Source organism: Methylobacterium sp. Leaf399, assembly GCF_001424525.1.
GTDB lineage: Bacteria > Pseudomonadota > Alphaproteobacteria > Rhizobiales > Beijerinckiaceae > Methylobacterium.
The window spans coordinates 123,801-141,591 of sequence record NZ_LMQK01000023.1 but is presented as its reverse complement, the minus strand read 5'-3'; the positions used below and the strand labels follow the sequence as shown (position 1 = coordinate 141,591).

Below are 17,791 nucleotides of genomic sequence, written 5' to 3'. Positions count from 1 at the left end.
GGTCGGGATCCGTGTCTCTCGCGGACGGCAGGCCGGTAAGGGCTATTTCACCGCCATCGGCTCGGACCGCGCCGGCTTGCGGCCGGGGACAGCGTCGTCGCCTTCCGGGCGCTTCGGGTCGGGCTGCTTCGGCGGAGGGCCGAGGAAGGCCGGGACCACGAAGAAGGCCGCCACCAGGGTGAAGAACAGCGACAGGGCCAGCAGCTTGCCCATGCTCGCCGTCCCCGGGTGGCTCGACAGCACCAGCGAGCCGAAGGCGGTCCCCGTGGTGAGCGCGGAGAAGAAGATCGCCCGCGTCAGGCTCGAGGCCAGCATGTCGACCACGCCGGCCCGCCAGGCGATGACGTAGTAGATGTGGAAGGCCACGCCCACCGCCAGCATCAACGGCATCGCGATGATGTTGGCGAAGTTGAGCGGCATGCCGACGATGTGGAGGGCCATCAGCGTCCACAGCGTCGCCAATACCAGGGGGCCCAGCGTCATCGCCACGTCCCAGGGTTTGCGCAGGGCCACCGACAGGATGATGAAGATGAGGACGAGCGCGGTGAGCGCCGCCTGCACGAAGGCGCCGAGGATCGTGTAGCTCGACGAGGTCGTGGCCACCGGCGCACCGGTGGCGTGGGGCGCGACGCTCTGCACCTCCTTGGCGAACCGGCGCAGCACGACGTTGTCGTTGGCGTCACCGCTCGGATGGACCTCGATGCGCGAGCGGCCGTCGCTGGTGATCCACTCCGCCTTGAGCTGCGGCGGCAGGGTGGCGATGGACAGGACCTGCGGGTTGAGGAGGCCACCGAGGCGGGTCAGCAGGGTCTTCAGGTCGGTCGTGATCGCGACGTTGGCCGCTTCGCGCATGGCGGCGGAGCCGGCGGCGAGCTTCTCGAGGGTGGCCGCGAGCTGGCCGGCCGCCTTGGCGCCCCCGGACGGGCCGGTGGCGATGCCCTTGAGCGCGGTGGCCCCTTCCTTGAGGGCCTTGACCGTATCGGCATCCGTGGGCGGCGGCGGCTTGCGGGCCGGGTTGAGGATGGGGCCGAGCAGCTGGGCCGCCTCGATGACGATCGCGCGCTTCTGCTCCTGGTCCGGCGGGACGAAGGTCTGGATGTCGATGACGCGGGCCACCGAGGGGAGGGCGCGCAGTTTCGCCGCCAGCTCGGGCACGGCCTCGACGGAGGGGGCGATGACGTCGATGAGGTTGGGGCTGGTCTCGGGATCCTTGATCAGGTCGAGATAGGTGGCGATCGATTCGACCTTGGGGCTGCGCAGGTGCATCGGGTTCGAATCGAACGGCAGCTTGAACAGCAGCGGGATGCCGGCCACCGTGATCAGGCCGACCACGATCAGCACCGCCTTGCGATGTTCGATGATCCAATGGTCGACGCCCGCCATCCAGGCGGTCTCGACGGCACGCTTCTCGATGCGCGGCTTCATGACGGCGATGAGGGCCGGGAGCAGCGTCAGGGAGAACAGATACGCCACCACCATGCCGACGCCGGCGATGAGGCCGAGCTCGGACACGCCGCGAAAGGCGGTGGGCAGGAAGGCGAAGAAGCCTGCGATTAACGAGATCGCGGCGAGGGTCAGCGACCAGCCGACGCCGCGGGCCGCCGCCCGGATGGCGGAGGGGATGTCGGGCTGCTCGAACCGGTCGGCCCGGTAGCGCACGGCGAACTGGATCCCGAAATCGATGCCGAGGCCCACGAACAGCGCCGCGAACGCCACCGAGATCGGGTTGAGCTCGCCGACCATCACGAGGCCGAGGGCCGCGGTGACGATGAGGCCCGAGAAGGTGGTGATCATCACGGCGACCACGAGGGCGCCGGACCGGAGCGCAAGCCACAGGAACAGCAGGATGGCGCCCACCGTCACGAGGTTGTTGAGGAGCGCGTCGTCGGCCAGGGTCGCGAACTCGTCGTCGGAGACGGCGACGGGGCCGGTCAGGCGCAGGCGCAGACCATGCGCGTCGTCGATCTTGAGGTCCTGGGCGATGCTGCGGATCAGCTTGGTCGCCTCCGCCCCCGGTTGCAGGGCATTGAAGTCGAGGACCGGCTGGATCATCACGAACTTGCGCAGTTCGGTGCTCTGGGTCTTGCCGTTGGAGAGCAGGAGCTGCCACGAGAGCCGTGCCGGCTTGCCGGCCATCACCGCCTGCAGCGTCTCGTCGATCCGGGTCATCGGACCTTCGAGGTCTTCGATCTTGGCGTCGCCGCTCTTGATGCCCCGCGCGCCGAGGCCGAGGACGCGCATCAGGCCGCGCAGGGTCGGGTCGGCCGCGAGCGGCCCGAGCAGGCCCTGCTGCTGGATCAGCTGTTCGGTGGTCTTGGTGAGCTCTTCCTGCGACATGAGCAGGAAGCCGTTGCGGTCGTAGAACGGGCCGCCATCGGGCCGGTAGACGGTCTCGATCCGGTCCTTGTTGCCGGCCAGGGCCTTGGCCAGAGCGGCGGCCGCCTCCTCGGCGGTCTCCGGGGTGCTGCCGTCGATGACGGCGACCAGCGTGCCGGTGCGCTGCGGGAACGCCTTCTCGAAGTTGATCTCGTCCTGGCGCCAGGGAACGTCCTTGTCGATCAGCCGCTCGACATCGGTGTTGATGCGGAACAGATGAGCGGCGAGACCGACGCTTGCCACCGTGAGGACGGCGATCAGACCGATGACGAGCCAGCGACGCTGGACGGAGAACGCAACGAGCCGTTCGATCACGAGTACCCTGCCTGCCTATCGGGGCCGTCCTGGACGCGCGGCCGCATCGGAACGCCCGGCTGCATGAGAAGGATGCAGTCCGGACATGAGCGTTCCTGAGGGCGCCGGACTAGCACCTGTCGCTCCGATCCCCGAATCCGGTAAGGCCATGGGCCGAACCCGACGGTGGATCGAGAGCGCGTTCGTGTCGCGAGTGCATCGCGACGGAGTCGGGGCTGAGTACGTCGCTGGGACGCGAATTGCAACGAAACGTCAACCACGGCCACGGGAGCAATGGCATGGGAAAACGGACATAGGAGCACGGGCCGCGCTGCCGCACCGCACCCACGCTTGCGCGCTCGCCGGACGGAAACGCGGCCGGCGCGCCCATGAAGACGGCGCGGAGCTGGCATGGCGCCGCCGCATGCCGACGTCCCCCGCGCACGATACCTACGAGGCGTTAGCGCTGCGCGACGCGCTCGTGAACGCGTGCATCCGGGCCTCGGACTCCGCCGCCGCGGCGTCATGGCCCAAACGGACCGTCCTCGACGAACGCATTCTGTGACACGCTTGCGCCACGATCGAAAACAACACACTGCCGGCTCGTGTCCCCGACCGGTTCCGGCCTAGTCCGCTGGAAATCGACAATTTTTCACGCTAAGCAGCCCGTTGAAAAACGGGGCCAGAACAGCAAAGGAGCCGCGCCTTGGGCATTCCCCTTCGGTACGTCGCGAAGATTGGCGGCTACATCCTCAAGCAGCACCTCACCGGTCGCAAGCGCTATCCGCTCGTGATGATGATGGAGCCGCTGTTTCGCTGCAATCTCGCCTGCGCCGGCTGCGGGAAGATCGACTATCCGGACGAGATCCTGAACAAGCGCCTGCCTGTCGCCGACGCGCTCGAATCCGTGCGCGAGTGCGGCGCTCCCGTGGTGGTGATCGCCGGCGGCGAGCCGCTGCTGCACAAGGATCTGCCGCAGATCGTCGAGGGCATCATCGCGCAGAAGAAGTTCGCGATCGTCTGCACCAACGCGCTGCTGCTCGAGAAGAAGATCAAGGAGTACAAGCCGAGCCCGTACTTCACCTGGTCGATCCACCTCGACGGCGACAAGGAGATGCACGACGGCTCCGTGTGCCAGCGCGGCGTCTACGACAAGGCCGTGGCCGCCATCGCCAAGGCGAAGGAGATGGGCTTCCGCGTCACCATCAACTGCACCTTCTTCAACAACTCGTCGCCCGACAAGATCGCCGACTTCTTCGACAGCGTGACGAAGATGGGCATCGACGGCATCACCGTCTCGCCCGGCTACGCCTACGAGCGGGCCCCCGACCAGCAGCACTTCCTCAACCGCAAGGCGACCAAGGACCTCTTCCGCGGCGTCTTCCGCCACGGCAAGGAGAAGGGCCGCGAGAAGTGGACCTTCCAGCAGTCGGGCCTGTTCCTCGACTTCCTGGCCGGCAACCAGACCTACCATTGCACGCCCTGGGGCAACCCGACCCGCACCGTGTTCGGCTGGCAGAAGCCCTGCTACCTGCTCGGCGAAGGCTACGCGGCCACCTTCAAGGAGCTGATGGAGGAGACCGACTGGGATTCCTACGGCACCGGCAACTACGAGAAGTGCGCCGACTGCATGGTCCATTCGGGCTACGAGGCCTCCTCCGTGGTCGATTCGGTGAAGAAGCCGTGGAAGCCGCTGATCCACGCGATCCGTGGCATCAAGACCGAGGGTGCGATGGCTCCCGAGGTCAGCCTCGAGAACCAGCGCCCGGCCGAGTTCGTGTTCTCCCGCAACGTCGCCGAGAAACTCTCCGAGATCAAAGCCTCGGGCGTCGACACCAAGCGCGAGGCGCGCAACCGCACCGCCGCCTGAGTCGACCCGATCCGACGAGACGGGACCTCGCTCCCGTCTTGTCGGATCGACCGTCGATGGACGTCAGACAAACTCCGTTCGATTGCTCCGCGATGCGGATTTTGCCTTCGCTCAGGTGCCGCGCGGGCCCAGTGATACGGCTCCCGCTCGATCCAGGCGGGAGCCGTATCACGCGTCGTTTTGACCCCGGTTATCCTCCGGGAAACGCCCGCCGGCACCGAACGCTGTCGCGACCCGGTCTCCGGCCAAGAGGTCCGGGCGTCGCTCCCGAGTGATCCGCAAGGCGTTCTGCGATCGCCACTCGGCGATGGCGGCGTGATTTCCGCCCAAGAGGATGTCCGGGATGGTCCGGCCTTCCCACTCGCGCGGCCGGGTGTAATGCGGATATTCGAGCCGCCCCGACTCGAAGCTCTCCTCCACCCCCGACGCGACCTTGCCCATGACGCCCGGCAGCAGGCGAACGCAGGCATCGAGCAGCACCAAGGCGGCGATCTCGCCGCCCGAGAGCACGTAGTCGCCGATCGAGACCTCCTCGAGTCCGCGCCCTTCGATCACCCGCTCGTCGACCCCTTCGAACCGGCCACAGACGATGACCGCACCGGCGCCTTCGCTCAAGGCCCGAACCCGCGCCTGCGTCAGCGGCCGGCCCCGTGGGCTCATCAGCAGCCGCGGGCGCGTATCCGCGGCCACGCCGTCGATGGCCGCGCCCAGCACGTCGCAGCGCAGCACCATCCCGGCGCCGCCCCCCGCGGGCGTATCGTCGACCGCCCGATGGCGGCCGAGGCCGTGCTCGCGGATCTGGCGAGCCTCCAACGCCCAGATCCCCCGCGCCAGCCCCTCGCCCGAGAGGGAAAGCCCGAGGGGTCCGGGGAACATCTCCGGATAGAGGGTGAGAACGGTCGCATGCCAGGGACGTGTCGTCATGACGCCTGATGGCGTGATGACCGTCATGGGGTCAATTCCCCGGCCGGCCTCGTGTCGCCGCACAGGCCACGTCACCAACGAAACGGTCGGGGCAACGGTGATGCCGGATCCGGTGGCGGGTCAAGGCGTCGCCGGCGACGCGCCCGAGCGTGGGCGAACCGGCTTGCGAGCCGCGGCGTCGGCGGTCGCGCGATCCTGACGCGGTCTCGAAGGAACCTACGCCGGCCGGAGGCGACCAGTCCCGGGCGCCGCAGGCGCACACCCTTTTCCCTCGCCTGCGCCGGGTACCGGCCCAATTCCCACGACGGCCGGCTCGGGTCTCGCCCACCTTTGGACTCGGTGTGCGAAGACGCGCTTCCGATCTTTCAGGAGTCCGTCGACCACAGGTTGGGGCCGGGAGCCCGGACACCAGCACGCCCCGCGCAGAACCGCGTCGTCGATCGCAGGCCGAGCGCACACGCGTCAGAGCGCGGCGCTGCGGCGTTCGTCGAGATCGCCCGTCACCGTGGTCATGAAACTTCCGACCGAGCGCGCGAGATCCGCCGCGACCGCCTTCAGCGTCTCGGAAGCGGCGAGCGCCGTGTCGGCATGGTGACGGGTCTCCTGCGTGGCGCGTTGAACGTTCGCCGCACCCGCATGCACTTCGGAACTGCCCCGTGCCACCTGTGCCACCGTGCGGGAGATTTCCTGCGTCGCGGCTTGCTGCTGATCGACCGAATCGGCGATGGCGTTCGTCAATACATGCACCTCGTGGGTGGCCTTCGCGAACGCCTCGACGGCGGAGACCGTGCGAGCGCTCGACGCCTGGATGGCACCGACTTGGCCGAAGATCTCGTCGGCCGCCCTCATGGTCTGGGCCGCGAGCGCCTTGACCTCGGTCGCCACCACCGCGAAGCCCTTGCCGGCGGCGCCGGCGCGGGCTGCCTCGATGGTCGCGTTCAGAGCCAGGAGATTGGTCTGGTCCGCAACCGACTTGATCAGGTCCGTCACCGCGCCGATCTGTCCCGCCACCTCGGCGAGTTGACCCACCTCGCCGCTGGTGGTCCGAGCCATCTCTGTCATGCGCGCGATGAACTGTCGCGTCCGCTCCGTCTGTCCGGCGATATCGGAGATGGAGGCGCTCAACTCCTCGGCCCCGGCCGAGACGGAGAGTACGTTCCGCGCGGTGGTCGAGGCGATCGATGCGGATTAGCTGGCCTGTTCGCTCGACCGTGCGGCGACGTCGCTCAGAGCGACGGCGGTGTTGCGCATACCGGAGGTCTCGCGCTCGACCTGACGTCCGATGTCCGACAGCGTAGCGCGGAAACCTGCGACCAGGTCGCCGAGCTGACGCCCTTGGCTCGCCTGCAGCGCGTGCTCGCGGAGGGCGGCCTGCTCGAACCGGCTTTGAGCGGCGGCGCTCTCGGAGGCCTGTAACGTCGCGGCGTCCGCCGCATCGAGCGCCCGGGAAAGCTGCCGCGCCGCCAGGACCAGGGCGCCGGCCTCAGCGATGACGACGACGGCGTGGAGCAGCACCCGCAGATAGTCCGCCCCGTTCGGGAACACCGCCGCCGGGTAGGCCACGTTCAAGGCGAGGTGATGGACGGCCACGACCGCCGCAGCGACGAGGATGGAGGACCAGCAGCCCCACCCTGCAACGATCGCGAGGGCGGCGAAGAAGACCATGTGCGTGTCGATCTGCCAGGGCGTGTCCGCCGTCGTCAGCACCAGCAGACCGACCATCGCCATGAGTGCGGCCGAGGTGAGATGGCGTGTGGCCAATGCCGGGCCGAGGCTCCGCGCGCAGGCGGCCGATCCGGCGACGAGGAGGCCGCCTAGGACCGTTGGCGCCACGATCGCCGTGCCGAGGGACCAAGCGAGGGCCATGACGACAAGCCACAGAGCGGCGAGAACGCCGAGCATGATGGGCGTGAAGGCTTGGCGTAGACGGTTGAGACTGTCGCCGTTCATGGCTGGGAAGGGCCTGTGACCATAGGGGTTGGCCGGGTGCCCGGCAGGCAAGCGCCGAGCGGACCGGCGGCGAGGACAAGAAGGGTGCCGGACCGACGCAGGTTGGCCGCCAAATCCGGCGTGTCGCCGGCGAGCACGGCCACGTGGCCGCCGGGCGACAGCCACAGGAGACGCGCACCCGATGCGGCTACCGCGTGGGGCATCGGAGCATCGGGGAAAAGTGTGAGCGCCACGACCGGCTCGCCGGGTCGTGGGGCCAGCGCGAGGGCGGCAGGGATCAGGCCGCAGGCCATCACCAGCCCGCAGGTGGTCGCCATAGCCCATAGGCGAGGTCGTTCACGCGCGGGAGCGCCTGTCGCTAGTGCCCGCACTGCCTGCCCCCGCTCGACTGCCCCTGTACCAAGAGAGCAGGACAGCTTCATTACGCATAACGACTAACGTTTGCTTAAAGCCTTGTTTTTATCAGAACCTGAGACAGCATCGAGAGAGGCTTCCTTCCGAAAAGCTACCCCTTTGTCCAACGGGATGATCCGCCCGCACGCGGTGGTACGGATCCAGGGTGTCGTCGCTCAATATGATCGGCCAGATTCAAACCCACCGCTGGCAGTCTCGGCGAGGCAGACGGCGGCGATATCGTGTGCGGCCGAGCGGCCGGAGCGGGTGGCGATACGACGGACACCATGGGATTGGGATTGTCCCGGGGTTTGATGGCGATCGAGCACGCCTTCGAGCGAGGTGTTCGTCCGGAGCCCGAGGCCCGTCCCGCATACCCGGCCGCAGAGGGTCGATCCGGTCCGCGCCGGCCGCGACGCCTCCGGCTCCCGACCTCGTCGACCGCATTGTGTGGCGATCGCCCCGAACCGGCTCCGGGTGGCCGACGTCACCGACGTTCCCATGGCTGCCGGCTTGCCTCTCCCTCGCCGTCGTACCCGACGCCTTCAGCCGCCGGATTGTCGGTTGGGCGATGGCCAATCACCTGCGTCCTGATGGGTTTCGATCACTCGGACCGGGGGCCTCGGCACACGTCACTGTGGCCTTCGGCAGGCGATGCCAGGAAGCGGGCGGGCGCCCCACGATGGGTCCTGTCGGCGACGCCTACGATACCGCGATGGCTGAGAGCGTGTTCGCTTCGCGGCCGTTCCGGTCGCGACCCTCGATTGCGAGTTGCCCGCCCGCCGTCGCTGCCGCTCGCAGGCCGAGGCACGGAGGGCCCGCTTCGGCGACAGCGAAGGCTTCTACGATCCGCTGCGCCGGCCACGGCGCTCAGATACCGCTCGCCCGTCGTCTACGAGCCGGAGACGTGGCCGGACCGGTGATCCGAGCCCAGCCCCCTGACCGTCACCAGAAACCGGCTGATCCCAGCGCCGGAAGGTCTGCCGGCTCGGCTCGATAGAGACAGGCCCAGCGTTCGTCGAAAGCGGCAACGCGTTCGTGAGCCTCACGATCGCTCCGGCGGCGTGGTCCGACCCTCTACGCCGCCTGGCGTTTCTCCTGCTCCGTGAGGGCGACGGCGTGCAGGCGCTTCGCTTCGATGCGATCTCTGGTGCCGAGGCTGACCTCTTCCTCGCGCCTGCCCACGAGCGCGCGCAGGTCGAGAGGCACGGCAAGGCGCAGGTCGTGGCGGGCAGCCTAGCGATGCTTCCAGGAAAGCGTCGTCATCAACGCAGTCGTACCACCCGCGTGTACAAGCCGGAAGGTCCCAGTCACCGGTTTTGTAATTCGTCGTGGCCGCTCAATACTGAGGAGAGCGATGGTGCCCAGGGACGGAATCGAACCGCCGACACTGCGATTTTCAGTCGCATGCTCTACCAACTGAGCTACCTGGGCAGAGGCGAAACCGCTCGGCGGCTCGACCTGAAGCGGGCGTATAAGGAGTGATGATCGTCCTGTCCAGCCTTGTCCGCGGCGAGGCGTACTGGTGCGTCGCGATTTCATGCGGCTGCGGTTTCGAACCTGCTCGTCGATGCGCAGGGTCGGGGTTCGACCGGGACGCATCGGGCTGCCGGTTCGGGGAGGATGCGGCCCGGGTCGTTGCCGTCACCTCAGGTGAGCGACCGCGTCTGGCCCGGTGGGAAAGACCCCAGCCGAAGAAGGGCAGCGAATGTGACGGCGTTTGGCACGACAAATGCTCCGTCGCGTGTCGGCGTCGGGAGTGACGTGCGCCGCAGAGTTTGCATCAAGCTTCGCATCGCTAACGCACGAGAGATTCGAAATGACCAAATATAAACTGGAGTATATATGGCTCGATGGATACACTCCGGTGCCAAACCTCCGCGGCAAGACGCAGATCAAAGAGTTCGATAGCTTTCCGACACTCGAGCAGCTCCCGCTCTGGGGCTTCGACGGCAGCTCGACCATGCAGGCCGAGGGCGGCAGTTCGGACTGCATGCTGAAGCCCGTCCGCCATTTCCCCGACAGCACCCGCAAGAACGGCGTGCTCGTGATGTGCGAAGTCATGATGCCGGACGGCAAGACCCCGCATCCTTCGAACAAGCGCGCCACCATCCTCGACGACGAGAGTGCTTGGTTCGGGTTCGAGCAGGAGTATTTCTTCTACAAGGACGGCCGTCCGCTCGGCTTCCCGACGTCCGGCTACCCGGCACCGCAGGGCCCCTATTATTGCGGCGTCGGCTACAAGGAGGCCGGCCCGATCGCCCGTAAGATCGTCGAGGAACATCTCGACCTCTGCCTGGATGCCGGCATTAACCACGAGGGCATCAACGCCGAGGTGGCCAAGGGCCAGTGGGAGTTCCAGATCTTCGGCAAGGGCTCCAAGAAGGCCGCCGACGAAATGTGGGTCGCCCGTTACCTGCTGCAGCGCCTCTGCGAGAAATACGAGATCGACATCGAGTACCACTGCAAGCCGCTCGGTGACACCGATTGGAACGGCTCGGGCATGCACGCCAACTTCTCGACGGCGTACCTGCGCGAGACCGGCGGCAAGGCCTATTTCGAGGCGCTGATGGCGGCCTTCGACAAGAACCTCGACGACCATATCGCCGTGTACGGGCCGGACAACCACCTGCGTCTGACCGGCAAGCACGAGACGGCGCCGTGGAACAAGTTCAGCTACGGCGTGGCCGACCGCGGCGCGTCGATCCGCGTGCCCCACAGCTTCGTCAACAACGAGTACAAGGGCTACTTGGAAGACCGCCGGCCCAACAGCCAGGGGGACCCCTACCAGATCGCCTCGCAGATCCTGAAGACTATCGCCTCGGTCCCGACCGGAGCGGAGGCCTCGGTGTCCGCGGCGGCCTGACCGCGAAGAGCATCCCCCCTGGCGATATGGCTCGCCGGGGGCCGGGTGCGGGGCCGTGCCACGCACGACTTAAGGGTGGACTGCCGGTCGGCAGGACCACCCTTTACTGAATGGCCAGGGCTTGGATCGTCGGACGACGGGATCGTCGGGGTCGAACCGGCGCGGTGGCATCGTCGGTCTGTCGATGAGCTTCGCGATCGATGGTCTACCGCGTTACGAAACCACCGGGACCATTCCGTTTGATATGCCTCGAGGGCGTCCACCCCGTAAGGACCCGCCCTGGGATTGAGCATTTTCCCAAGCGAAACGCCTCATAATCGGGCATTTTGCCACGTTCCTGTCGGGTAGCCGGTCGATCGGCTCGTCTGCGCTGCGCATGAGGCATCACCGGCCGTCAGGACACGATCGATCAGGCGGGTAGCGTCGAGGGACGCGCCAAGCCGCGGCGCCGGGGTCAGCCGGCGAAGATCGACCATCCGAGACGCTTCGTCAGCATCTCCAGCGCGATCCGCCCGAGATGGGAATTGCCGGCGGCGTCGAGGCCCGGCGACCAGACCGCGATCGAGGCCTTGCCCGGCGCGACCGCCAGGATGCCGCCGCCGACCCCGCTCTTGCCGGGGAGGCCGACCCGGTAGGCGAACTCGCCCGATCCGTCGTAATGGCCGCAGGTCATCATCACCGCGTTGATCCGCCGTGCCCGCTCCGGCTGGACCACGGAGAACCCCGTGGAGGGGTTGCGGCCGGAGTGTGCCAGGAAACGGCCGGCCATCGCGAGTTGGCGGCACGACATCGCGATGGCGCAATGATGAAAGTAGACGCCCAGGGTGAAGTCGACGGGATTGTCGACCACGCCGAACGATTTCATGTAGTAGGCCAGCGCCATGTTGCGGAACCCGGTCCGCAGCTCCGAGGCCGCGACCGCTTCGTCGATGGTGATGGTCGGGTCCTGCGCCAGGAACTGCATGAACCGCAGGATCTCGCCCAGCGCCTCGCGCGGCTGATGCCCGGACAGGATCACGTCGGTGACCGCGATGGCGCCGGCATTGATGAAGGGATTGCGCGGGATGCCGCGCTCCCGCTCCAGCTGGACGATAGAGTTGAACGGGCTACCGGAGGGTTCGCGCCCGACCCGGCGCCACAGGCGGTCCCCCACCATGCCCAGCGCCAGGGTCAGGGTGAACACCTTCGAGATGCTCTGGATCGAGAACGGCGTGTCGCTGTCGCCACCGGCCGCCACGTGACCGTCGGCATCGATCACCACCATCCCGAAGGCGCGCGGATCGACGCGCGCGAGTTCTGGAATGTAGGTCGCGACCTCGCCCCGGTCGGACCGGTCGCGCAACTCGTCGGCGATGTCCCTGACCACGTCGTCGAGAGAGGGCACGGCGCGATTCATCGTCACTCGGGGCTCGGGAGCGGAAGGGCGACAGCCCTGTCAGGGACGGTCGCGCAGGCGGACATCTGCGTTGCCGCTCCTGCAATTGTCGTTCTCGTGTGGGCGGAAGGCGACCGAATCCGACCCGGGCGGTGCATGGGCGAAGGCCGGCCTCGCTGGCGGCTGCGGATGGCAGCGTGACCCGCCACCGCCCTTCTTCGCCGGCCGCCTTTCGGGCGGCCCGTCACATGCCGGTGGCGCCGGTGCGCTCGTAGGGGCGCGGGCTGGCGCCTGCGGCCTTGCGCAGGGACGCCACGGTCTCGGTCGACGCCTCGTAGGTGAGTTCGCGCAGGCGGGCCGGCGTCGGTGCGGGCATGCGCACCAGCACGGTGGTCCCCATGCCCTCCTCGGAGCGGATGCGGAGGCGGCCGCCGTGCAACTCGACCATGGAGCGTGCGATGGCCAGCCCGAGGCCGGAGCCCTTGTAGCAGCGCGTGAGGTTCGCCTCGACCTGCTGGAACGGCACGCCGAGCTTCGAGAGCGCGGCCTTCGGAATGCCGATGCCGGTATCGGAGATGAAGATGTTGATGCAGTCGCCCGCGGGCTTGGCCTTGACGACGACGCGCCCGTTGCTGGGCGTGAACTTCACCGCGTTCTGGATCAGGTTCACGAGGATCTGCTGCAGGGCCCGTTCGTCGGCCAGGACGGCGAGATTGGGCCTGACGCAGATGTCGAGGGCGAGGGACTTCGCCTTGGCGGCCTCCGTCACCAGCTTTACCGCGCCGTTCACGGCCGCGACCACCGCGACATCGCGCACCGCCAGCTTCACGCGGTGCGATTCGATACGCGACATGTTGAGGATGTCGTCGATGACCGACAGCAGGTAGTCGCCGCTCGAGCGGATGTCGCGGCAGTATTCGGCATACCGCGGCGAACCGAGCTTGCCGTAGATCTCGCTCTCCATCAGCTCGGCGAAGCCGATGATCGCGTTGAGCGGCGTGCGCAGCTCGTGGCTCATGTTGGCCAGGAACTCGGACTTGGCCTGGTTGGCCCCCTCGGCCTGGGCCTTCTGGTCGAGGTAGCGTTCGGCGAGGTCGGCGAGCTGCTGGGTCTGGAGCTCCAGGGTCCGGCGCGACCGCTTGAGGTCGCGCACCGTCGCCATCAGCTCGCGCTCGGATGCCACGAGCTGCTCCTGGTGCAGCTTGAGGGTGGTGATGTCGGTGCCCACCGAGACATAGCCGCCGTCCTTGGTCCGCCGCTCGCTGATCTGGAGCCAGCGACCGTCGGTGAGCTCGGCCTCGAAGGTCCGTGCGGTGGCGCCGGCCGATTCGATGTCCCGCAGTTCCCGCCGTACCGGCGGCAGCGCGACCTGGCCCATGATCTCGTGGTAGCGCCGGCCGGGGGTGGCGTCCTCGAGGCTGAGGGCATGGAGGTCGCGAAACTTCGAGTTGCACAGGACCAGCTTGTTGCCGGTGTCCCACAGGACGAAGGCCTCGGAGATCGCCTCGACCGCGTCGCGCAGGCGCATGTCGGCGGTGGCGTTGGATTCCGCCAGTTGGCGCTGCTCGCTGACGTCGACGGCGATGCCCACGAGGTGGCGCCCGCCGTCGGCCGTGTCGGGGACGATCTCGGCGCGCGTGCGCAGCCAGATCCAGGTCCCGTTGGCGCCGCGCACCCTGAACTCGTGGTCGACGGTGGACTGGCTCGCCGCGAGCTGGCGGGCGAGGCTGTAGAGGTCGCCGTCGTCGGGATGGACCAGGGCGTTGACGTCCCCGAACGACAGGAATTCCCGCTCGCGGGTGTAGCCGAGCAGGGCGTACATCGAGTCCGACCAGTAGATGCGGCCGCGCGGGATGTCCCAGTCCCACAGGCCGCAGCGGCCGCGCCCGAGGGCGGTGTCGAGGCGTTTCTTGATCTGCTCGCAGATGCGGTCGCTGGCATGGGCGCGGCGCGTCTGCAGGGCGTAGGCGAAGCCGATGCCGACGATCACGAGGGCGGCCGAACCGAGCAGCGTCGCCTGCGTCCGCATGCGGTCGCTCCAGGCGGCGGTGACGTCGACCACCGGCTGCAGCACGGCGACCTGGCCGCGGCCCGCCGGCAGGCTCTTGAGGGAGGCGATCACGCTCTCGCCGCCGGGCAGGGTCAGCGTCATCACGCCGGCCCGCTCGCCGAGCATGCTGAGAGGATGGGTCTCGCCGAGATAGGCGCTGAGGGTGCCCTGCGCCTCGATCGTGCCGGGATGGCTGGCGACGATCCGGTCCTTGTCGTCCGCGACCAGGATCCGGCGGCCGGCCGGGAGGAGAGAGGCCGGGAGGAGGCGGCGCAGGCGGCCCTTCACGTCGGCCTGCAACGCGAGGCCCGGGTTGCCGATGTCGGACAGGCCCGCGGCGGCGAGGTGGGCGAAGGCTTCGATCTCGGTCTCGGCCACGCGCAAGGCATCGTCGCGCTGGCTCTGGAGGTGCAGCACGGCCACGGCCGCCATGCTGATGAGAAAGGTCGCCAGCACCGCCGGGACCGCGTAGCGCAACCAGGTCTCCATCCGCACGAAGCGGGCATGGATGGCCTTGTCCGGCCGATGGATGCCCAGGATGGTGTCCGCGCGCGCAGAAGCGGCGAGGGAAGCGGCTTCCGCCTCCGACATTCTCAGACCTCGCAAACCCGGTGGGTCGTCTTCAGCGCGATGTCGGCCCGCGCTTCGAATCGCTTCAAATAGACATTTCCACAGCCGATTTGTCCACGGCTTTAATGGGTCGTTTTCCTTAATCGCAGATACCCGGCGGATGCGTCACAACGCCGTTTGGCTTTATTTTTCAGTGACTTAAATGGCCGGCAAGACTGCGCGTCAGGATATCGCCGAGGTCGCGCGACAGGGACTGCATGCAATTGAGATCGGCCAGAGTCGCTTTTGCAACGCTCCGCCGTCCGGGCTCGAGCATCCGCCACGATCCGAAGGCGGTGAGCAGGCGCGCGGCCAGTTGCGGATTGGCGCCATCGACGGTCAGGGCCATGCGCGCGACCAGCGCGAAGCCGCGGCCGTCGGGGCGGTTGAACTGGGTCGGATTGGCGACGCCGAAGCTGCCGATCAGCGCGCGGACCCGGTTGGGATTGGTCGTCGCGAAGGCCGGATGGCCCTGCAGCGCCGCGATCCGGTCGAGGGTCTCCGGTTCGGGGATGGTCGCCTGGATCGCGAACCACTTGTCGAGGACGAGGGGATCGTCCCGGTAGCGATCCGCGAAGGCGGCCAGGGCGTCCTCGCGCGCCGCACCCGGGATCAGGGCGAGGGTGGACAGGCCGCCCAACCGGTCCGTCATCGTGGTGGCGAGCCGGATCTGTTCTCCAGCGAGGTCGGCGCCGAACACCGGATCTCCCGCCGCGATCAGATCGAGGGCGGAATTGCGAAGCGCGCGCCGGCCGGCGGCGGCCGCTTCCGCGCTGAAGGCGGTGCCGGGCGGGTCGGCCAGGGTGGTGCGCAGCGCGACGAGACGCCCCGCGAGATGCCGCCCCAGCCGTTCGCGCAGGGCGCGCCGGGCGCCGTGGATCGCGTCGGGGTCGATGTCCGCGCCGATCTCGTTGGCGACGTCGCCCTCGCTCGGCAGGCCGAGGACGAGGGCGGCGAAGGCGGGATCGCCAAGGGCGTCCGTGTCGAGGAACCCGCCGATGGCCTCCACGAAGGCCGCCGCATCGGCTTCGGCCGCGTCGCCGCGGCTGGCGGCAACCATGAGGTGGAGCGCCATCGCCTGAGCGGCCTGCCAGCGATTGAACGGATCGGCGTCGTGGCGCAGCAGCGTCAGGTTCTGCGCCGTGGTCAGGGGTGGCACCAGCTTCACCGGCGCCGAGAAGCTCCGCAGCAGGGACGGCACCGGCGCCTCGGCGACATCCGTGAAGGTGAGGCTGTCGGTCGCCGCCTCCAGGACGAAAACCCCGTCGACGACACTGTCGCAGCGCGGTCCGGCCAGGGGGCCGTCGGCGCCGACGAGGCCGAGGCGGATCGGAATCACCAGGGCCTCGCCCTCCGAACCCGGCAGGCTCTGGGTGAAGGCGAGGCGGTAGCTACGTGCTGCCGGGTCGTAGTGCTCCTGCACCGTCACCCGCGGCGTGCCCGGCCGCTCGTACCAGCGCGCGAAAGCCGACAGGTCGCGTCCCGTCACGGCCGCGAAGGCATCGAGGAAATCCTCGACGGTGGCCGCCCTGCCGTCGTTGTCGGAGAAGTAGCGGTCCATACCCGCGCGAAAAGCCTTCGCGCCGATGAGGGTGCGCAGCATCCGCACGATCTCGGCTCCCTTCTCGTAGACGGTGGCCGTGTAGAAGTTGTTGATCTCGGCGTAAGCCTGCGGCCGGACCGGATGGGCGAGCGGCCCGGCGTCCTCGGGAAACTGGCGGGCTCGCAAGGTCTTGACCTCGCCGATGCGGTGGACGGCCCGCGAGCGCATGTCGGACGAGAATTCCTGGTCGCGAAACACCGTCAGCCCTTCCTTGAGGCAGAGCTGGAACCAGTCGCGGCAGGTGACCCGGTTGCCGGACCAGTTGTGGAAGTATTCGTGGGCGATGATCGCTTCGATGTTGGCGTAGTCCGCGTCGGTGGCGGTGTCGGGGCTAGCGAGGACGTATTTGTCGTTGAAGATGTTGAGGCCTTTGTTCTCCATGGCGCCCATGTTGAAGTCGGAGACCGCTACGACGTTGAACACGTCGAGATCGTAGGCGCGGCCGAACGCCTCCTCGTCCCACCGCATCGATCGCGCGACCGCGTCGAGGGCGTAGGCCGCCCGCTCCGCCTTGCCGGGCTCGACGTAGACCGCGAGCGTGACCTCGCGGCCCTCCATCGTGGTGAAGGCCCGATCGAGCCGGTCGAGGCGCCCGCCCACGAGGGCGAAGAGATAGGCGGGCTTCGGGTGGGGATCGTGCCAGACGGCATGATGGCGACCGGGGCCCGCCTCGCCGGCCTCCACCAGGTTGCCGTTGCCGAGCAGCACCGGCGCCTCGTCGCGGTCCGCCTCGATCCGGGTGGTGTACACCGATAGGACGTCCGGCCTGTCGAGGAGGTAGGTGATCCGGCGGAAGCCGTCGGCCTCGCATTGGGTGCAATAGACCCCGTTCGACCGGTAGAGCCCCATGAGCCGGGTATTGGCGGACGGGTCGATCCGGGTCTCGATCTCCAGGGTGAAGGGCGCCCGGGGCGGATCGGCGATGGTCAGGCCGGTGGCATCGACGGAAAAGGATCCCGCGTCGAGCACCCTGCCGTCGAGGGCGATGCGGACGAGGACGAGGTCCTCGCCGTCGAGCACCAACGGTGAGCCGATGCGGCCGGCCGGGTTGGGACGCAGGCTGAGGCGGGAGACCACCCGGGTCGCGGTGGGATGCAGCACGACGTCGAGGTCGACCCGGTCGATGAGGTGGTCGCTCGGCCGGTAGTCCTCGAGGCGGATCAGGGTCGGCATGTCGGTGCGCATCACGGATCAGTCTTCCTGCGGCGGCGACCGGAGTGGCCGTGTTCGGGTCTACGGGTACCGTCCGGCGTTGCGGCGGTTTCCCCGAGCCCGGTCGAGATCTCCGTCTTCTCGCATGAGGTCGCCGACCATTCACAGCGCCGCGACCCGTATCCCATGGGCGCCGCCGGCCCGCCGCCGCGACGGCGAGCGGCGTCCATTTCCCTCGGATCGATCACGACACGGGTCGGATCGGAACCCTTGCAGAACACTTAAAGAACGGCTAGCCTGTTCGTGATTTGTTTCTGCGATGTCGTGTC

Annotated in this window: 10 protein-coding genes, 1 tRNA gene and 2 pseudogenes; 4 read left to right on the top strand and 9 right to left on the bottom strand. The window is 68.1% G+C overall.

What is annotated here, in order from left to right; all coding sequences use genetic code 11:
* Positions 1–42: 42 nt before the first annotated feature.
* Positions 43–2,691, bottom strand: a complete 2,649-nt coding sequence (locus ASG40_RS11745) for an MMPL family transporter (RefSeq protein ID WP_055885614.1) — start codon at positions 2,689–2,691, stop codon at positions 43–45.
* A gap of 685 nt (positions 2,692–3,376) precedes the next feature.
* Between ASG40_RS11745 and hpnH the strand changes: the two genes are divergently transcribed.
* On the top strand, positions 3,377–4,540 hold the full coding sequence (gene hpnH, locus ASG40_RS11740) for an adenosyl-hopene transferase HpnH (protein ID WP_055885609.1): 1,164 nt from the start codon (positions 3,377–3,379) through the stop codon (positions 4,538–4,540).
* A gap of 168 nt (positions 4,541–4,708) precedes the next feature.
* Here hpnH and trmD read toward each other — a convergent pair whose 3' ends face one another.
* The 3 genes from trmD to ASG40_RS21780 all read right to left on the bottom strand — a co-directional run bounded on the left by trmD (position 4,709) and on the right by ASG40_RS21780 (position 7,366).
* Entirely contained in the window at positions 4,709–5,464 is a 756-nt protein-coding gene (trmD, locus tag ASG40_RS11735; protein WP_055886380.1) for a tRNA (guanosine(37)-N1)-methyltransferase TrmD, read from the bottom strand.
* Positions 5,465–5,926: 462 nt separating this feature from the next.
* On the bottom strand, positions 5,927–6,589 hold the full coding sequence (locus tag ASG40_RS21785; RefSeq protein WP_055885606.1) for a methyl-accepting chemotaxis protein: 663 nt from the start codon (positions 6,587–6,589) through the stop codon (positions 5,927–5,929).
* A 63-nt stretch (positions 6,590–6,652) separates the two neighbouring features.
* Complete coding sequence (locus ASG40_RS21780; protein WP_200944255.1) at positions 6,653–7,366, bottom strand: hypothetical protein; 714 nt, start codon at positions 7,364–7,366, stop codon at positions 6,653–6,655.
* Positions 7,367–8,228: 862 nt separating this feature from the next.
* Here ASG40_RS21780 and ASG40_RS22575 point away from each other — a divergent pair.
* Both ASG40_RS22575 and ASG40_RS22570 read left to right on the top strand, forming a co-directional pair.
* Positions 8,229–8,390 (top strand): annotated as a pseudogene (locus ASG40_RS22575) (IS3-like element ISMxa1 family transposase); the annotation flags it as partial.
* 60 nt (positions 8,391–8,450) lie between these two features.
* Positions 8,451–8,730 (top strand): annotated as a pseudogene (locus tag ASG40_RS22570) (hypothetical protein); the annotation flags it as partial.
* A 154-nt stretch (positions 8,731–8,884) separates the two neighbouring features.
* Here ASG40_RS22570 and ASG40_RS22410 read toward each other — a convergent pair.
* Together ASG40_RS22410 and ASG40_RS11720 are read right to left on the bottom strand one after the other, a co-directional pair.
* Positions 8,885–9,016: a DUF6538 domain-containing protein gene (locus ASG40_RS22410; RefSeq protein WP_274533830.1), complete on the bottom strand. Its 132-nt coding sequence runs from the start codon at positions 9,014–9,016 to the stop codon at positions 8,885–8,887.
* 149 nt (positions 9,017–9,165) lie between these two features.
* A tRNA-Phe gene (locus tag ASG40_RS11720) sits at positions 9,166–9,241 on the bottom strand.
* 385 nt (positions 9,242–9,626) lie between these two features.
* Between ASG40_RS11720 and ASG40_RS11715 the strand changes: the two genes are divergently transcribed.
* On the top strand, positions 9,627–10,673 hold the full coding sequence (locus tag ASG40_RS11715; protein ID WP_055885602.1) for a glutamine synthetase beta-grasp domain-containing protein: 1,047 nt from the start codon (positions 9,627–9,629) through the stop codon (positions 10,671–10,673).
* Between the two features lie 454 nt (positions 10,674–11,127).
* Here the strand turns inward: ASG40_RS11715 and ASG40_RS11710 are convergent, their stop codons facing one another.
* The 3 genes from ASG40_RS11710 to pepN form a co-directional block, all read right to left on the bottom strand.
* The gene (locus ASG40_RS11710; protein ID WP_082524030.1) at positions 11,128–12,069 is read right to left on the bottom strand and encodes a glutaminase; all 942 of its coding nucleotides are present in this window, start codon (positions 12,067–12,069) and stop codon (positions 11,128–11,130) included.
* A 223-nt stretch (positions 12,070–12,292) separates the two neighbouring features.
* Positions 12,293–14,689 (bottom strand): PAS domain-containing sensor histidine kinase, encoded by a 2,397-nt coding sequence (locus tag ASG40_RS11705; protein WP_055885599.1) that lies wholly within the window; start codon positions 14,687–14,689, stop codon positions 12,293–12,295.
* Between the two features lie 169 nt (positions 14,690–14,858).
* Complete coding sequence (pepN, locus tag ASG40_RS11700) at positions 14,859–17,495, bottom strand: aminopeptidase N (protein ID WP_055885596.1); 2,637 nt, start codon at positions 17,493–17,495, stop codon at positions 14,859–14,861.
* Between the last annotated feature and the right edge of the window lie 296 nt (positions 17,496–17,791).